Source organism: Actinokineospora inagensis DSM 44258 (assembly GCF_000482865.1).
In the GTDB taxonomy this organism is placed as follows: domain Bacteria; phylum Actinomycetota; class Actinomycetes; order Mycobacteriales; family Pseudonocardiaceae; genus Actinokineospora; species Actinokineospora inagensis.
On sequence record NZ_AXWW01000077.1, the window covers coordinates 12,072 to 27,005 of the forward strand.

At 71.5% G+C, this 14,934-nt stretch carries 17 protein-coding genes; 9 read left to right on the forward strand and 8 right to left on the reverse strand.

Annotated elements, in window-relative coordinates; translation table 11 throughout:
* Positions 1–42 precede the first annotated feature (42 nt).
* Positions 43–321, reverse strand: coding sequence for a hypothetical protein (locus tag H504_RS0124080; protein WP_026424866.1), 279 nt, complete (start codon positions 319–321; stop codon positions 43–45).
* Between the two features lie 37 nt (positions 322–358).
* Complete coding sequence (locus H504_RS0124085) at positions 359–571, reverse strand: hypothetical protein (RefSeq protein ID WP_026424867.1); 213 nt, start codon at positions 569–571, stop codon at positions 359–361.
* A gap of 83 nt (positions 572–654) precedes the next feature.
* Here H504_RS0124085 and cobT point away from each other — a divergent pair, with 83 nt between their 5' ends.
* The 3 genes from cobT (at position 655) to H504_RS0124100 (ending at position 3,235) form a co-directional block, all read left to right on the forward strand.
* Entirely contained in the window at positions 655–1,755 is a 1,101-nt protein-coding gene (cobT, locus tag H504_RS36735; RefSeq protein ID WP_035305798.1) for a nicotinate-nucleotide--dimethylbenzimidazole phosphoribosyltransferase, read from the forward strand.
* Between the two features lie 84 nt (positions 1,756–1,839).
* Positions 1,840–2,514, forward strand: coding sequence for a hypothetical protein (locus H504_RS0124095; protein ID WP_157440601.1), 675 nt, complete (start codon positions 1,840–1,842; stop codon positions 2,512–2,514).
* A 4-nt stretch (positions 2,515–2,518) separates the two neighbouring features.
* Positions 2,519–3,235, forward strand: a complete 717-nt coding sequence (locus H504_RS0124100; protein ID WP_026424869.1) for an alpha/beta fold hydrolase — start codon at positions 2,519–2,521, stop codon at positions 3,233–3,235.
* A gap of 20 nt (positions 3,236–3,255) precedes the next feature.
* On the opposite strand, the gene H504_RS0124105 is transcribed toward H504_RS0124100, so the two are convergent.
* Positions 3,256–3,708 (reverse strand): universal stress protein, encoded by a 453-nt coding sequence (locus tag H504_RS0124105; RefSeq protein WP_026424870.1) that lies wholly within the window; start codon positions 3,706–3,708, stop codon positions 3,256–3,258.
* Positions 3,709–3,899: 191 nt separating this feature from the next.
* Here H504_RS0124105 and ccrA point away from each other — a divergent pair, with 191 nt between their 5' ends.
* The 3 genes from ccrA to H504_RS0124125 all read left to right on the forward strand — a co-directional run bounded on the left by ccrA (position 3,900) and on the right by H504_RS0124125 (position 8,935).
* Entirely contained in the window at positions 3,900–5,207 is a 1,308-nt protein-coding gene (gene ccrA, locus H504_RS0124110; protein ID WP_035305806.1) for a crotonyl-CoA carboxylase/reductase, read from the forward strand.
* A gap of 69 nt (positions 5,208–5,276) precedes the next feature.
* Positions 5,277–6,455, forward strand: coding sequence for a coiled-coil domain-containing protein (locus tag H504_RS0124115; protein ID WP_026424872.1), 1,179 nt, complete (start codon positions 5,277–5,279; stop codon positions 6,453–6,455).
* 1,019 nt (positions 6,456–7,474) lie between these two features.
* The gene (locus H504_RS0124125; RefSeq protein ID WP_026424873.1) at positions 7,475–8,935 is read left to right on the forward strand and encodes a peptide MFS transporter; all 1,461 of its coding nucleotides are present in this window, start codon (positions 7,475–7,477) and stop codon (positions 8,933–8,935) included.
* 23 nt (positions 8,936–8,958) lie between these two features.
* Here the strand turns inward: H504_RS0124125 and mce are convergent, their stop codons facing one another.
* The gene (gene mce / locus H504_RS0124130; protein WP_026424874.1) at positions 8,959–9,405 is read right to left on the reverse strand and encodes a methylmalonyl-CoA epimerase; all 447 of its coding nucleotides are present in this window, start codon (positions 9,403–9,405) and stop codon (positions 8,959–8,961) included.
* A 153-nt stretch (positions 9,406–9,558) separates the two neighbouring features.
* On the opposite strand from mce, the gene H504_RS0124135 reads away from it, so the two are divergent.
* Together H504_RS0124135 and meaB are read left to right on the forward strand one after the other, a co-directional pair.
* Positions 9,559–10,746: an acetyl-CoA C-acetyltransferase gene (locus tag H504_RS0124135; RefSeq protein ID WP_026424875.1), complete on the forward strand. Its 1,188-nt coding sequence runs from the start codon at positions 9,559–9,561 to the stop codon at positions 10,744–10,746.
* Positions 10,743–11,720: a methylmalonyl Co-A mutase-associated GTPase MeaB gene (gene meaB / locus H504_RS0124140; RefSeq protein WP_026424876.1), complete on the forward strand. Its 978-nt coding sequence runs from the start codon at positions 10,743–10,745 to the stop codon at positions 11,718–11,720. The genes H504_RS0124135 and meaB overlap by 4 nt, the downstream gene beginning before the upstream one ends.
* A gap of 15 nt (positions 11,721–11,735) precedes the next feature.
* Here meaB and H504_RS0124145 read toward each other — a convergent pair whose 3' ends face one another.
* The 3 genes from H504_RS0124145 to H504_RS0124155 form a co-directional block, all read right to left on the reverse strand.
* On the reverse strand, positions 11,736–12,689 hold the full coding sequence (locus tag H504_RS0124145; RefSeq protein ID WP_026424877.1) for a tetratricopeptide repeat protein: 954 nt from the start codon (positions 12,687–12,689) through the stop codon (positions 11,736–11,738).
* A 113-nt stretch (positions 12,690–12,802) separates the two neighbouring features.
* Positions 12,803–13,681 carry an SCO6745 family protein gene (locus tag H504_RS0124150; protein WP_026424878.1) on the reverse strand — a complete coding sequence of 293 codons (879 nt, stop codon included), beginning with the start codon at positions 13,679–13,681 and terminating at the stop codon, positions 12,803–12,805.
* 27 nt (positions 13,682–13,708) lie between these two features.
* Complete coding sequence (locus H504_RS0124155; protein WP_026424879.1) at positions 13,709–14,005, reverse strand: MTH1187 family thiamine-binding protein; 297 nt, start codon at positions 14,003–14,005, stop codon at positions 13,709–13,711.
* Between the two features lie 70 nt (positions 14,006–14,075).
* Here H504_RS0124155 and H504_RS0124160 point away from each other — a divergent pair, with 70 nt between their 5' ends.
* The gene (locus H504_RS0124160) at positions 14,076–14,579 is read left to right on the forward strand and encodes a MarR family winged helix-turn-helix transcriptional regulator (protein WP_026424880.1); all 504 of its coding nucleotides are present in this window, start codon (positions 14,076–14,078) and stop codon (positions 14,577–14,579) included.
* A 152-nt stretch (positions 14,580–14,731) separates the two neighbouring features.
* Here H504_RS0124160 and H504_RS42675 read toward each other — a convergent pair.
* The coding region (locus H504_RS42675; RefSeq protein ID WP_211239395.1) for a hypothetical protein at positions 14,732–14,934 on the reverse strand (203 nt) is incomplete at its 5' end.

Here is a 14,934-nt window from a genome sequence, read left to right on the forward strand (position 1 = left end):
GTATGCCCGGGGGAGCGGTGCCCCACTCCTGGCCGATCCGGGTCAGCGCGGCCTGCGTCTCGCCCAGCAGTTCTTGTGCCAGTGCCTGCGTTCCTCGACCGAGCCGTAGTCCTGGGCGGGCCACGCCACCACGTGCGGCGTGCCCGGCTGGATCTCGTGGTCGCACCCCGGGCAGCGGTACACCTTGGTCGCCTGCGCGCCGGGGATGTGCCGGACCTGCCAGTCACCGTCCGCGGCGGACTCCAGCCGCTGGTTGGCCAGCCCACCGTCGAGCGGGCGCGGCTCGAGGCCCTGGCTGTGGCGGTTGTTCCGGCGGGGCACGGATCACCAGGGTAGGCGAACCGGCGTTGAGGGCGCGTTACGGCCGCAGGCTCATCGGCCCATAAACCTCGCCGCCCTCGCCGCCTTCGTCGTCGCTGTCGAGCAGCACCACCTGATCGACACCGGCGTCCAGCAGCGCGGGCCACGCGTCGCCGAACCACGCCTCGGCGGCGTCCTGGTCGGCGAACACCAAGTCGGGGCCGGTGACCGGAGCACCCGATTCGTCCTCGTAGCGCCAGCGGAAGCTCACCGGACCACGGTAGCCCAGGGGTGATCGGCCGGGGCCGCTCTGGCAGGCTCAGCGGTGCACGACCTGACCCGAGGAGGCTTGCGGTGAGCACCGAGTTCCCCCACATCCCCACCCCGGACGCGCCGACGCACCGGGCGGCTGTGGCCCGCCACTTGACGCTCACCAAGCCCGCCGGGTCGCTGGGCAGGCTGGAGGAACTGGGCGTGTGGGTGGCGGCCTGCCAGGGCCAGTGCCCGCCCCGCCCGTTCGCCCGGCCCAGGGTCATCGTCTTCGCGGGTGACCACGGCGTCGCCGCCAACGGCGTGTCCGCGTTCCCGGCCGAGGTCACCGGCCAGATGGTCGCCAACTTCCTCACCGGCGGCGCCGCGATCAACGTGATGGCCGCCACCGCGGGCGCCACCGTCCGCGTCCTCGACCTGGGGGTCGACACCGGGGTGGAGTTCCCCGAGCAGGTCACCGCGCACAAGATCCGCCGGTCGTCCGGCTCGATCGACCGCGAGGACGGCCTCACCGACGGCCAGGTCTACGACGCCGTCACCGCGGGCCGCGCCATCGCCGACGAGGAGGTCGACGGCGGCGCCGACCTGCTCATCGCGGGCGACATGGGCATCGCCAACACCACCCCCGCGTCGATCATCATCGCCGCGCTGACCGGCACCGAGCCGGTCGCCGTTGTCGGCCGCGGCACCGGCATCAACGACGAGACCTGGATGCGCAAGGCGGTCGCGGTCCGCGACGGCCTGCGCCGCGCGCGCAAGGTCAGCGCCAACCCGGTCGCCCTGCTGCGCACCGTCGGCGGCGCCGACATCGCCGCGATGGCGGCCTTCCTCGCCCAGGCCGCCGTCCGCAAGACCCCGGTGATCCTGGACGGCCTGGTCACCGGCGCCGCCGCCCTGGTCGCCGAGGAGTTGGCGCCCGGCGCGTCGGAATGGTGGATCGCCGGGCACAAGTCGGTCGAGCCCGCGCACGCGCTGGTGCTCGACCACCTGGACCTCAAGCCGGTGCTCGACCTGGACCTGCGCCTCGGCGAGGGCACCGGCGCGGTCGCCGCCCTCCCCCTGGTCACCATGGCCGCCCGACTGCTGGCCGAGATGTCGACCTTCGAAGACGCGGGCGTCTCCGAAGGCGACACCCCACTGACCGCGTCGGTAGACGTGAACGGCCGCAACGGCGGCTGGCGTTGAGCTGAGGCGTTCTTCCGAGAGTGGCGAGGGGAATGCGGCCATACGGCTGGCGGTGGGGGTGGGCGGTGCGATTCCATGGTCATCATGGAGCCCCGAGTCAACGCCCTGCCCTGTCCGCAGCCGTGGCGGAACGCCGCGGGTACCGCCAACCCGGCGGGCGCGCCCGCGACCGTTGAGGCGGACGGGGTGCCCGGTCTGCTGCTGCCGTCGCGGACGAAGACGGTGGCGGCCGGAGTGATCCTGCTGGTGGTGGGGTTGGTGTTCGGGACGCTGGGTGGGCTGCTGATCGCGGGTGGGACGCTGCTGGTCGGGATCGGCGGCGGCATCCTGGGGGTGCTCGGGGTGATGTTGGCGGCGGCCGGGGTGTTCGCGCTGACCCGCAAGCAGCGCGCGGTCGGCATCGTGCTGACCCAGGAGCACATCGTCCTCAACTGGGTCCGGCCCGCGGTCCGGTTGCCCTGGGCGACGATCACCGAGGTGCGGCCGTTGGCGTTGCGGGCGGGTCAGTCCTCGCCGAGCCGCAGTTACCTGGGTCTGGCGGCGCGCGATCTGAGCCATGCCACCGAGGGGATGCGCAGGCTGGCGGTCAAGTTCGGGCCGGACCTGGCGTGCGCGGTGCAGATGACCACGATGGACGTCGACCAACTGCTGGTCCTGCACACCCTGCGCTACTACCTGGCCAACCCCGGTGCCCGCGCCGAGTTGACCGGCGAGGAGGCGGTGCGCCGCGTCGCGGCCGGGCAGGTCCGGACACACTAGGTCCGTGCAGCCGCTGGTTCTCTTCCACGCCTTCCCCCTCGACGCGCGGATGTGGGACGGGGTGCGCGCGCCCCTGTCCGAGCACGTCCGCCTGATCACCCCCGACCAGCGCGGGTTCGGTCGGTCCCCGCTCGGTTCGGCCGCCCCGTCGCTCGACGTGGTGGCCGCCGACGCCATCGCCCTGCTCGACTCGTTGGCCGTCGACCGCGCCGTCGTCGGTGGCTGCTCGATGGGCGGCTACGTGGCGATGGCCCTGCTGCGGCACGCGCCGGAACGCGTGTCCGGCCTGCTGTTCGTCGACACCAAGGCCGTCGCCGACACCGCGGAAGCCGCCGCGGGCCGGGTGGCCGCCGCCACCCGCGCCGAGACCGAGGGCACGGTCCCGTGGCTGGCCGAACCGCTGCTGGGTGTGCTGGGGACGACGGCGGTGCACGGCCAGGTCCGGTCCTGGGTGGAGGATCAGCCGCCCGCTTCGGTCGCCTGGACCCAGCGCGCGATGGCGGCCCGACCGGACTCCAGGGCGCTGCTCCATTCGTCCACAGTGGACACATTGGTGGTGCACGGCGAACTGGACGGCCTGATGCCGGTCGCGCTCGGCCGGGAACTCGCCGACCTGACCGGCGGGACGTTGACCGTGCTGCCGGGAGTCGGCCACCTGCCACCGGTCGAGGCGCCGGAGGCGTTCGTCGAGGCCGTGCTGCCGTGGCTGGCCGGTCGATGAGCTGAACCGGGTCTGCCGCGTCAGGTGGTGTGCACGATGAGCACGTCGACCCCGGACTTGCGGGCGGCCTCGGCGGGCACCGACCCGAGCAGTCGCCCGGTCAGCGTGTTCAGGCCGCGGTTGCCGACCACCAGCAGGTCCGCCCGCCGCTGCTTGACCACCTCGGCCAGCGCCGCGACCGGGTCCCCGGCCACCACCACGGTGTCGATCTTCGTGGCCCCGGCGGGCCGCGCCCGCTCGGCCGCCGCCCGCACCGACTCCTCGGCCGGGGTCGACCCGACGACCTGGTAGGCCACGTCGGACCCGAGTTCGTCCTGCAGCCGCGCCACCTCCCGGCCCTCGCGCGGGTGGTAGGCCGAGGCGATGACCAGCGTCGCCCCGCTGTCCGCGGCGATCGCGGCCGCCCGCTCGACGGCCAGGAACGACGAGTCCGAGCCGTCCGTGCCGACGACCACGGTCTGGTAGGCGGTCATGGGGTCCTCCCGTGTGCTACTCGTCAGTAGATTCAACTGGACAACGACCGACCGGGTCCAGGGACGCGGGATCTCGGTCACATCGGCGCCCTCTGAATCGCTACTCATGAGTAACGTGCCGGGACCTGGGCAGTTGCCGCCCCTCCGACGACACCTGGAGGTCCGCCGTGCGGAAGGTCCTCGACGCGATCATGGCCGGTGAGTTCGACGCGGTCGGCTCGCTCCCCGTGCCAGAGCACTACCGGGGCGTCACCGTGCACGCCGACGAGGTCGGGATGTTCGACGGCCTCCCAACGCGGGACAAGGACCCGCGCCGGTCGCTGCACCTCGACGAGGTCGCCACCCCGGAACTCGGTCCGGGGGAGGCGCTGGTCGCGGTGATGGCGAGCGCGATCAACTACAACACCGTGTGGACGTCGATCTTCGAGCCCGTGTCGACCTTCACGTTCCTGCGGCGGTACGGGAAGACGTCGCCGCCTGCGAAGCGGCACGACCTGCCCTACCACGTGGTCGGCTCGGACCTCGCCGGTGTCGTGCTGCGGACCGGTCCCGGTGTGCACAACTGGAAACCGGGCGACCAGGTCGTCGCGCACTGCCTCAGCGTGGAACTGGAAGGACCGGACGGGCACGGCGACACGATGCTCGACTCCGAGCAGCGGATCTGGGGATTCGAGACCAACTTCGGTGGCCTGGCGGAACTGGCGCTGGTGAAGTCGAACCAGTTGATGCCCAAACCCGCGCACCTGACCTGGGAGGAGGCCGCCTCACCCGGGTTGGTCAACTCCACCGCCTACCGGCAGTTGGTGTCGCGCAACGGGGCCGACATGAAGCAGGGCGACGTCGTGCTGATCTGGGGCGCGTCCGGCGGACTCGGTTCGTACGCGACGCAGTTCGCGCTCAACGGCGGCGCGATCCCGGTGTGTGTGGTGTCCAGCAAGGAAAAAGCCGACATCGTCCGGTCGATGGGCGCCGAACTCGTCATCGACCGCAGCGCCGAGGGTTACCGGTTCTGGAAGGACGAACATGAGCAGGACCCGGCGGAGTGGCAGCGGTTCGGCGCCAAGATCCGCGAACTGACCGGCGGCGACGACCCCGACATCGTGTTCGAGCACCCCGGCCGGGAGACCTTCGGCGCGTCGGTCTACGTGGCCAGGCGCGGTGGCACCATCGTCACCTGCGCGTCGACGTCCGGGTTCAACCACCAGTACGACAACCGCTACCTGTGGATGAACCTGAAGCGGATCATCGGCTCGCACTTCGCGAACTACCGCGAGTCCTGGGAGGCGAACCGGTTGATCGACAAGGGTTTGGTGCACCCCACCCTGTCCCGCAGCTACCCGCTCGCCGAGACCGGGCAGGCCGCGTTGGACGTGCACCGCAACGCCCACCAGGGCAAGGTCGGCGTGCTCTGCCTGGCCCCCGAGGAAGGGCTCGGTGTGCTCGACCAGACCAAGCGGGACCGGCACCTCGCCGCCATCAACCGGTTCCGCGGCGTGTGAGGCGGGAGGTCGACGACCACTCACCGATCTACCCGCGAGTGGTCAACGGACTGCAGGTAGCGTGGGCCCATGGGCTTGGGTGAGGAACGCGATCTCGTACCGCTCGGTGCCGGTTTCGACATCACCAAGCGGGGCTACAGCCGCGCGCAGGTGGAGGAGCACCTCGAACGGCTCGACGCCGAGTTGCAACTGCTGCACGCCGACCGCAACGCCGCCGTGTCGCAGGCCACCGACCTCGCCAAGCAGTTGGAGTCGGCGCGCGGCGAACTCAGCGACATGCGCGGCCAGATCGAACGCCTGTCCCAGCCGCCCACCACCTTGGAAGGGTTGAGCGAGCGCCTGCAGCGGATGCTGCGGCTGGCCACCGAGGAAGCCCAGGAAACCAGGGGCCGCGCCGAGGCCGACGCCGCGGGCATCCGCGCCAAAGCCGAGGCCGACGGGACCGCCCTGCGTCAGCGCTACGAGCAGTCGATCGCCGAACTCGACGCCCGCCGCGCCGCCATGGAAGCCGAGCACCGCGGTGTTGTGGAGCAGGCGCGCGCCGACGCCGAACAGACCGTCGGCACGGCCCGCGCCGAGGCCGCCCGCCTCGAAGCCGAGTCCGAACAGCGCCGCACCACCGTCGAGGAAGACTTCGACATCGCCATGGCCGCCCGCCGCACCGAGGCCATGCGCGGCCTCGCCGAGCAGGAAGCCACCAGCAAGTCCGAAGCCGAACGCCGCGTCCGCGAAGCGACCGAGGAAGCCAACCGCCGCCGCCACGACGCCACCACGGAAGCGACCGCCCGCCTGCAGGAAGCCACCTCCGAAGCCCACCGCCGGGTGCGCGAGGCCACCGAGGAAGCCAACCGCCGCATCACCCACGCCGCCCAGCGCGTCGCCGCCCTCCGCGGCCTCCGCGCCCGCATCGCCGACCAACTCGTCTCCGCCCGAGACCTGATCGCCGACGCGCACGTCCAACTGGCGGACGCGGCACCGGTGCTCGACCCGCTGCCGGAAGAACGCACCACCCCGAAAACCGTCGACGGCGCACCCGCCGACGAGTCACCGACCCAGACGATCAAGACGGTGCCGGGGCCGCCGCGCGAGCACTGGGAACCGGCGGACGTCGAACCGGAACGCGCACCGGCGGCGCCACTGGGACGGCCGACGGAATCCTCGGAGCCCGCCGCCTCGCCCGCGGGGGCGGAACGGACGCAGAAGTTGGTGCGCCCCGCCCCGACCAAGCGACCGGCCGGGCGTCGGTAGGTAGTGCTCTCGGTGGGGCTGGTGTAGCGGCTGATCCGGTGTCGCGGATCTGGGTGGCTTTCGCGTGCGTCTTGCGAGTCCGGGCGCTTTTCGCGGATCTACGTGCTTTTTGCGGATCTGGGTAGTCCCGTCGGTCTGGGTGGATCGCGTCGAGCTCGGTGTTTCCCGTGGGTGCGTGTGCGTGTCGCGAGTGTGGAGGTCCGTGTCGGTCTGGGGCGCCCTGGTCGATTTCGGTGTGCTTGTGAATCCGCGTGCGCCTCGCGAATCCGGTGGTCCGCGCTGTTTCGGTGCTCCTTGCGGATTTAGGTGCCTTCGTCTATCGGCTGGCCCTAGTGGCTCGACCCAGAGGGTTGGCCGGGTCTTGACCAGCCCACGACGTCTCTGGCCGCGTTGCCGAAACGACCAGTCCGGTACGAGCCGGTGCCTTGTCGGGACGCCGTGGACAGGCCGGTACCCGGCCAACCCTCTGGGGCGAGCCACTAGTTGATCTCGGTGGTCGGAGTGCCGCTGTGACCTGGGTGCCGCGCGCCGTCGCCCGTGTCGCGAGGTTGGTTGTCCACATGTGGTGGGGTTGTCCACAGGGCGGTGCGGTCCGCTCTTGACAGCTCGCGGTTCGCGATAGCGTCCGGAATGGGCCCCGGTGCCCCGGGTGGGCTGGGTCCGGCTTGGGGGTGGGTGGGGGCGAAGTCAAGAGGGGGAGTGGGGGTTCAGCCGGGTGGGGAGTCTGGGGTGAGCCGTTGGGTAGTGGGGGTGACGGTGCGTGTTGGGTGGTGGCGGTACGCGGTGGGGTGGGGCGGGGGCGGCAAGAGTCGGGGGAAAGAAACTGAGCAAGTGGGGATCTTGTGATGAGGTCGTCGGGGGGTGGGTTGGGGTAGGTCACGGGGGGTTTCGGGGCTGGTGGGGCGGTTGAGCGGTTCGGGTGGGCACGAAACGTGTCATACGGTCGGTGTGGTGGCAGTTCCACCGCGACTGATGTGTGGCGTTGGGGCCACACCCGGGTGAAAAGGACGTTACCGACCGTGAGTACCGCTACCGAGGTCGAGCAGCCCCGAGAGTTCTTCGGGCATCCGCGTGGGTTGGCGAACCTGTTCGGCACCGAGATGTGGGAGCGCTTCTCCTACTACGGGATGCAGGCGATCCTGCTCTACTACCTGTACTTCTCGGTCGCCGACGGCGGGTTGGCGATCGACAAGGCCACGGCGGCGGGGATCGTGGGGGCGTACGGGGGGTCGGTGTACCTGGCGACGATCGCCGGGTCGTGGGTGGCGGACCGGTTGTTCGGGCCGGAGCGGACGCTGTTCTACAGCGGGTGCCTGATCCTGCTCGGGCACGTCGCGCTGGCCGTGTTGCCGGGGGTGGCCGGGGTCGCGGTCGGGCTGATCTGCGTGGCGATCGGGTCCGGTGGGTTGAAGGCGACCGCCACCACGCTGGTCGGCGCGCTCTACCCGGACGGCGACGAGCGGCGGGACGCCGGGTTTTCCCTCTTCTACATGGGGATCAACCTGGGCGCGCTGGTCGGCCCGCTGCTGACCGGGCTGCTGCAGACCCGGGTCGGGTTCCACTACGGGTTCGGCCTCGCCGCGGTCGGGATGGCGGCCGGGTTGGCGCAGTACACGGTGGGGCGCAAGAACCTCCCCGAGTCCGGGCGCGAGGTGCCCAACCCGCTCGACGGTCCGGCGAAGGTCCGGTCGTTCGCGGTCATCGCGGTCGGGGTGGCCGCCGTTGTGGTGCTGGTGCTGACCGGGGTCATCGCGGCGGGCAACCTCGCCGACGTGGTCACCTGGGTGATCGCGGCGGCCGCGGTGGTGCTGTTCGCGGTGCTGCTGCTGAGCGGGCGGGTTGAGCGGGTGGAGCGGCAGCGGGTGGTCGCGTTCATCCCGATGTTCCTGGTCAGCTTCGGGTTCTGGTCGCTGTTCCAGCAGCAGTTCACCGTGCTGGCGATCTACGCGGAGGAACGCGTCGACCTCGACCTGTTCGGGTGGCAGGTCCCGCCGTCCTGGTTCAACTCGGTCGAGCCGCTGTTCGTGGTGCTGCTGGCCCCGGTGTTCGCGGCGCTGTGGGTGCGGCTGGGGCGGCGGCAACCGCCCACCCCGGTCAAGTTCGCCCTGGGGGTCGGCGCGATGGGGATCGCGTTCCTGGTGATGGCGCTGCTCGGGTTCACCAAGGGCGACAAGGTGATCCCGCCGCTGCTGCTGGTGCTCGTGCTGGTCATCTTCGTGCTCGGCGAGCTGTGCCTGTCGCCGGTCGGGCTGTCGCTGTCGACGAAACTGGCGCCGCAGGCCTACACCGCGCAGATGGTGGCGTTGTTCTACCTGTCGCTCGCGCTGGGCAGTTCCGTCGCCGGTTCGCTGGCCGAGTACTACACGAAGGACAACGAGCCCGCGTACTTCGGTGTCCTCGGCGGCGCCGCGATCGTGCTCGGGTTGGTCATGGCCGCGTTGACGCCGCTCGTGCGCAGGCTGATGAACGGGGTCCGCTAGTCGGTCTTGACCCGCTCCCGGGATCAGTGCCCGGGGGCGGGTTCCACCAGTTCGACAAGCACGCCGCCCGCGTCCTTGGGGTGCACGAAGTTGACGCGGCTGTCCGCGGTGCCGCGCCGGGCCTTCTCGTAGAGCACCCGCAGACCCGCGGCGCGCAGCGTGTCCGCCGCGGCCTCCACATCGGTCACCCGGTAGGCCAACTGCTGCAGGCCGGGACCGTTGCGGCCGATGAACTTCGCGATCGTGGAGTTCTCGTCCAGCGGCGCGAGCAGTTGCACGGCGGTGCCGGTGCCGTCGTCGCCGGGGACGCGCAGCATGGCCTCGCGCACGCCCTGGTCGGTGTTCACCTCTTCGTGCACCGACTCCAGGCCGAAGTGCTCGCGGTAGAAGGCGATGGCCGCGTCCAGGTCGGGTACCGCCACGCCGACGTGGTCGATCGCCACGACGAGGGGCTGCAGCACGTCACGCATGATCGCCAAGGTACGCCCTTCTACTCGCGGGTAACCTCGGGCTGTGCGGCTGCTCACACGGGTGCGTGGCAAACCGCGCGGGGCCGAGTATGGTCCAGGTTAACGCCCGTTCGCATCGATACGCATCGATTCCCACCGTTCGAGGAGACCGCTGTGTCCGCATCCGTCATCGTCGCCGGTGCCCGCACGCCGATCGGCCGACTGCTCGGCTCGCTCAAGGACTTCACCGGGGCGCAGCTCGGCGGGGTCGCGATCAAGGCGGCGTTGGAGCGCGCGGGGGTCCGCCCCGAGCAGGTGCAGTACACGATCATGGGCCAGGTGCTCACCGCGGGCGCGGGCCAGATCCCGGCCCGGCAGGCCGCCGTCGCCGCGGGCATCCCGATGGACGTCCCCGCGCTGACCGTCAACAAGGTCTGCCTGTCCGGCCTCGACGCGATCGCGTTGGCCGACCAGTTGATCCGCGTGGGCGAGTTCGACATCGTCGTCGCGGGCGGCCAGGAGTCGATGACCCAGGCCCCGCACCTGCTGCCCAAGTCCCGCTCCGGCTTCAAGTACGGCGACGTGACCCTGCTCGACCACATGGCGCACGACGGCCTCTTCTGCGCGTTCGACCAGGTCGCCATGGGCGCGTCGACCGAGAAGCACAACGCCCGCTACCAGCTCACCCGCGCCGAGCAGGACGAGTTCTCCGCCGCGTCGCACCAGCGCGCCGCCAAGGCCATCGCCGAGGGGCGGTTCGCCGAGGAGATCGCGCCGGTCAGCATCCCGCAGCGCAAGGGCGAGCCGGTGGTGTTCGACACCGACGAGGGCGTGCGCGCGGACACCACGGTCGACGGCTTGGCCAAGCTGCGGCCCGCGTTCGCGAGCGATGGCACGATCACCGCCGGGTCGGCGTCGCAGATCTCCGACGGCGCGGCCGCGGTCGTGGTGATGAGCAAGGCGAAGGCGCAGGAGTTGGGGCTCACCTGGATCGCGGAGATCGGCGCGCACGGCGTCGTCGCCGGTCCGGACGCGAGCCTGCACGAGCAGCCGTCCAACGCGATCAAGAAGGCGTTGGACAAGCAGGGCATCACCGCCGCCGACCTGGACCTCGTGGAGATCAACGAGGCGTTCGCGGCCGTGGGCGTCGTGTCGACCCGGCAGCTCGGCGTCAACCCGGACATCGTGAACGTCAACGGCGGCGCGATCGCGTTGGGGCACCCCATCGGCGCCTCCGGGGCCCGGTTGGTCGTGCACCTCGCGTACGAGCTGAAGCGGCGCGGCGGCGGCGTCGGCGCGGCGGGACTCTGCGGCGGCGGTGGCCAGGGCGACGCGCTGATCATCACCGTGCCCGGGGCGTGAGGGAACTCCCGGTAGTCGAACTCGTCGACCGCGCGCGGGAAGGACAACCGCGCGCGGTCGCGCGTCTCATCTCGCTGGTGGAGGCCGCGAGCCCGTCGTCGCGCTCGGTCGCGGCCGCGCTCGCGCCGTTCACCGGGCGGGCGCTGGTGATCGGGCTGACCGGCTCCCCGGGTGTCGGCAAGTCGACGACGACGTCCGCGCTGGTCGGCGCTTATCGGGCGCTGGGCAGGAAAGTCGGGGTACTGGCGGTGGACCCGTCGTCGCCGTTCTCCGGTGGGGCGCTGCTGGGCGACCGCGTGCGGATGGGGGAGCACGCGGGTGACCCGGGGGTCTTCATCCGGTCGATGGCGACGCGCGGACACCTCGGTGGCTTGGCCGTGGCGACACCGCAGGCGTTGCGGGTGCTGGACGCGGCCGGGTTCGACGTGGTGCTGGTCGAGACCGTCGGGGTTGGACAGTCCGAAGTGGACATCATGCGGCTCGCCGACTGCGCGGTCGTGTTGGTGGCGCCCGGGATGGGCGACGGGATCCAGGCGGCGAAAGCCGGAATCCTGGAGATCGCCGACGTCTTCGTGGTGAACAAGGCCGACCGGGACGGCGCGGAGACCACCGTCCGCGAGCTCCGGCACGCGATCTCGTTGGGACGGCGGGAAATCCGCGGGGCCTCGTGGCGGCAGCCGGTGGTACCGGCGGTCGCGCCACGCGGGGAGGGGATTTCCGCCCTGGTCGAGGCGATTGACGAGCACCACGCGTGGGGACTTGCCCATGGGGGGTTCGAGCGGCGGCGCCTGGCACGGGCACGGGCGGAGATCTCGGCCATCGCGGTGGCGGCGGTGCGGGTGCGGATTGAGCGGTTCCAGGGGGAGTTGCTGGACCGGCTGGCCGCGGAGGTCGGGGCCGGGACGGTTGATCCCTACCGGGCGGCGGACGATCTGATCGGCGCGTCCGGTGAATCAGCCCCGCCGCAGGGCTGATTCACCGGATCGCGGTCAGAAGAGGGCGCTGGCGAGGTCCCGGCGGGCCTTGATGACCCGGGGGTCGTCCGGCTCGAACAGGTCGAACAGGGTGACCAGGTGGGTGCGCGCCTTGTCCCGGTCGGGTCCGGCGGTGCGGCGCACGGTGCCGATGAGACGGCTGAACGCCTGCTCGACGTGCTGCTCGGCGACTTCCAGGTCCGCCGCCGTCGTCTGGGCGTCGACGTCGTCGGGGGACGTGTCGGCGCGGACGATGACCGACGGGTCCAGGGTGTGCGTGCGGGCCAGGAACTGCACCTGGACCAACGCCGCCTTGGCGTCCGCGTTGGTCGGCTCGGCGTCCAGGATGGCGCGGTAGCCCGCCTCGGCGGCGGTGAAGTCACCGAGGCTGAGGGCGTGCTCGGCGACGGTGAAGCGCTCGTCCTCGGACTCGGGGGCCGCCTCGGTGACGGGCGCGTTGGCCTCGGCGGCGCGGATGCCGGGGAGGCGGTCGCGCAGGGCGTCGAGGATGCTGTCGATCCACTGGCGGACCCGGTCCTCCGGCGGGACGTCGTTGAACGCGTCGACCGGCTGGCGGGCGGCGATGGCGACCACCATCGGCACGCCCTGGACGCCGAACAACTGGGCGACCCTGGGGCTGACCTCGATGTCCACCTTGGCCAGTCGCCAGGCGCCGCCGCCCTCGGCGACGAGCTTCTCCAGGGTGGCCACGAGTTGGGTCGACTGGGCCGACCAGCCAGCGACCAGGGCCACCACCACCGGGACCTGGGTGGAGCGCTCGACGACCTCGGCCTCGAAGTTGGCCTCGGTGACATCGATGGAGTGCTCGCCCGACGGCGCGGGTTGACCGGCGGCGGACGAGGGCGTCTTCGCGGTGGCGTCCGCGCGGGCCTTGAGCCCGGAGAGGTCGACGGCCCTGGACAGGGCGGCCGACAGTGCTGCGGTCTGGCGTGGATCTGGCCTGGTCACCTGCTCATCCTGGCATGGGCGTCCCGACCGCGTCCGGCCTACCGCCCAACCCGGCCGCACCGGGCCGTCGTGCCTGGTCGGGTGCGGCGCGGGCGGGCGCGGGTTCGCGATCGTCAGGTGCCGGTCAGCTCGGTGAGTCGGGCCAGCGGCGCCAACGCCATCGGGTTGACCCGCATCGCCTCGTTCCGCTGGGCGATGGTCAGCGCCAGCGGGGCGAGCAGGTCGACGAAGCGGGCGGTGCCCCGGTCGCCGAGTTGCTGCCACGGCGCCGCCGCGGCCTCGTCGGTGAGGTCCTCGATCGACTGGCGGAGTTCGCGGCCGTAGTCGGTGAGGGTGCCGGGGGCGGCCAGCAGGTCCCGTTCCCGCAGGCGCGTCTCGGCGGCCGTCCACTCGTCCTCGGGGACGTTGCGCGCGGTGCGCAGGTAGTCGGCGGTCAAGCCCTGGTCGGCGCCGATGGCGACAAGGGCCTCCACCGGGTCCAGGCCCGCCGTGACGAGCGCGGCGACGTGGCCGTCACCACGGGACTCGCGCAGCGTCGTGGTGACCTGCCAGAGCGCCAGGTGCGGCTGCTCGGGCAGGTCCAGCGCGGCGTTGGCGGCACCGAGGACGCGGCCCGCGGTGGGGATCCACGGCAGCAGCGTGCGGGCGATGTCGGCGGCCTCGGCGACGTCCGGGCCGTTGACCACCTCGTCGCCCAGCATGCGCCGCAGCGCCCCGTCCACACCGCGGAGCCGGGCGGCGAGGAACTCCTCCGGCGACGCGACGGCCCACGCCTCGGGCAGGGCGCGCTCCACGCGGGACGGGTGGAAGTTGTAGAACGCGGCCGAGGCCAACCAGGCGGGGGCGGCGCCGAGCGGGGCGGCGCGCATGCCGAAGTAGCCCATCCACCGGCCCTTGCAGCCCAGCGCGTCGGTCTCCGCGATCGACTCGGGGGTGAAGTAGGTGACGGTGTGGTAGGTCTCGTAGCACAGCCACAGCGTGCGGGGGTCCACGGCGCGACTCCTCGGTCGTCGGTCGGTTCAGTCGGCGAGGTACTGCTCGACCCGCGCCACCTTGGCGGTGAGCTGGCCGGTGTGGCCGGGGCGGATGTCGGCCTTGAGCACCAGGCTCACCCGCGGGTAGTCGACCAGCAGGACATCGGTGGCGCGCTTGACCACCGCCAGCACCTCGTCCCACTCGCCCTCCACGATCGTGTACATGGCGGTGAGCTGGTGCGGCAGACCGGACTCGCGGACCACCCGCACCGCGGCGGCGACAGCCTCGCCGACGGCCTCGGACTCCCCGCCCAACGGGCTGACACTGAACGCGACGAGCATGGCGCACTCCCTCGATCCCGGCTCCTGCCCGCACACTATCCGGGCGAACCCACTGGTAGCTTCAACGCCCATGAGGTCGCGTCCGTTGTCTTTCGACCCGATCGCCCGCGCGGCGGAGCTGTGGGGGGAGCGCATCGGCGACTCCACCACGATGGCCGCGGTGACCAGCGTCATGCGCGTCCAGCAGATCCTGCAGTCCGCCGTGGACACCGCCCTCAAGCCGCACGGCCTGACCTTCGCCCGCTACGAGGCGCTGGTGCTGCTGACGTTCTCCAAGCGCGGCAGCCTGCCGATGCGGGTGATGGGGGAGCGGCTGCAACTGCACCCCACCAGCGTCACCAACATCGTCGACCGGCTGGAAGCCGACGGGCTGGTTCGCCGCACCCCGCATCCCACCGATCGGCGCACCACCCTGGCCGAGATCACTGATGCCGGACGGGAACGGCGCGAGGAGGCGACGAAAGCGGTCACTGAGGCCGACTTCGGGCTGCGCGGGCTGACTGATCGGCAGACCAGCCAACTGACTGACCTGCTCGCCAAGGTTCGTCGCGCGGCGGGCGACTTTCAGGAGTGAGCGTGAGGGCCCACGCGGGGGCTCTGGGCCTCGGCTGCGCCTCGGGGGTCGGCCTGGTCGCCTTCGGCGACGCCGGCGCTCGGGCGCCAGATTAAAGCGGGGGTGCCCGTTGTGGTGAAGTTGTTTTGTTTGGGGCCCCTAGTAGGGCTTTGTTAGGTGCTGTTGACCTGGGGTTTTTGGTCGGGTGTTCGGGTTTGGACGGGTTGTCCGCAGGTGTGGCAGGTGCCTGTCCAGGCTGCGAGCAGGGTCTGGAGTTCGCGCAGGACCGCGTAGAGGGTCAGGCCCGCGCAGGGGCTTTTGGGGTGCGGCGGAGCCGGGTGCAGATGGCTTGGGCGACGGAGGTGAGGGTGACGTG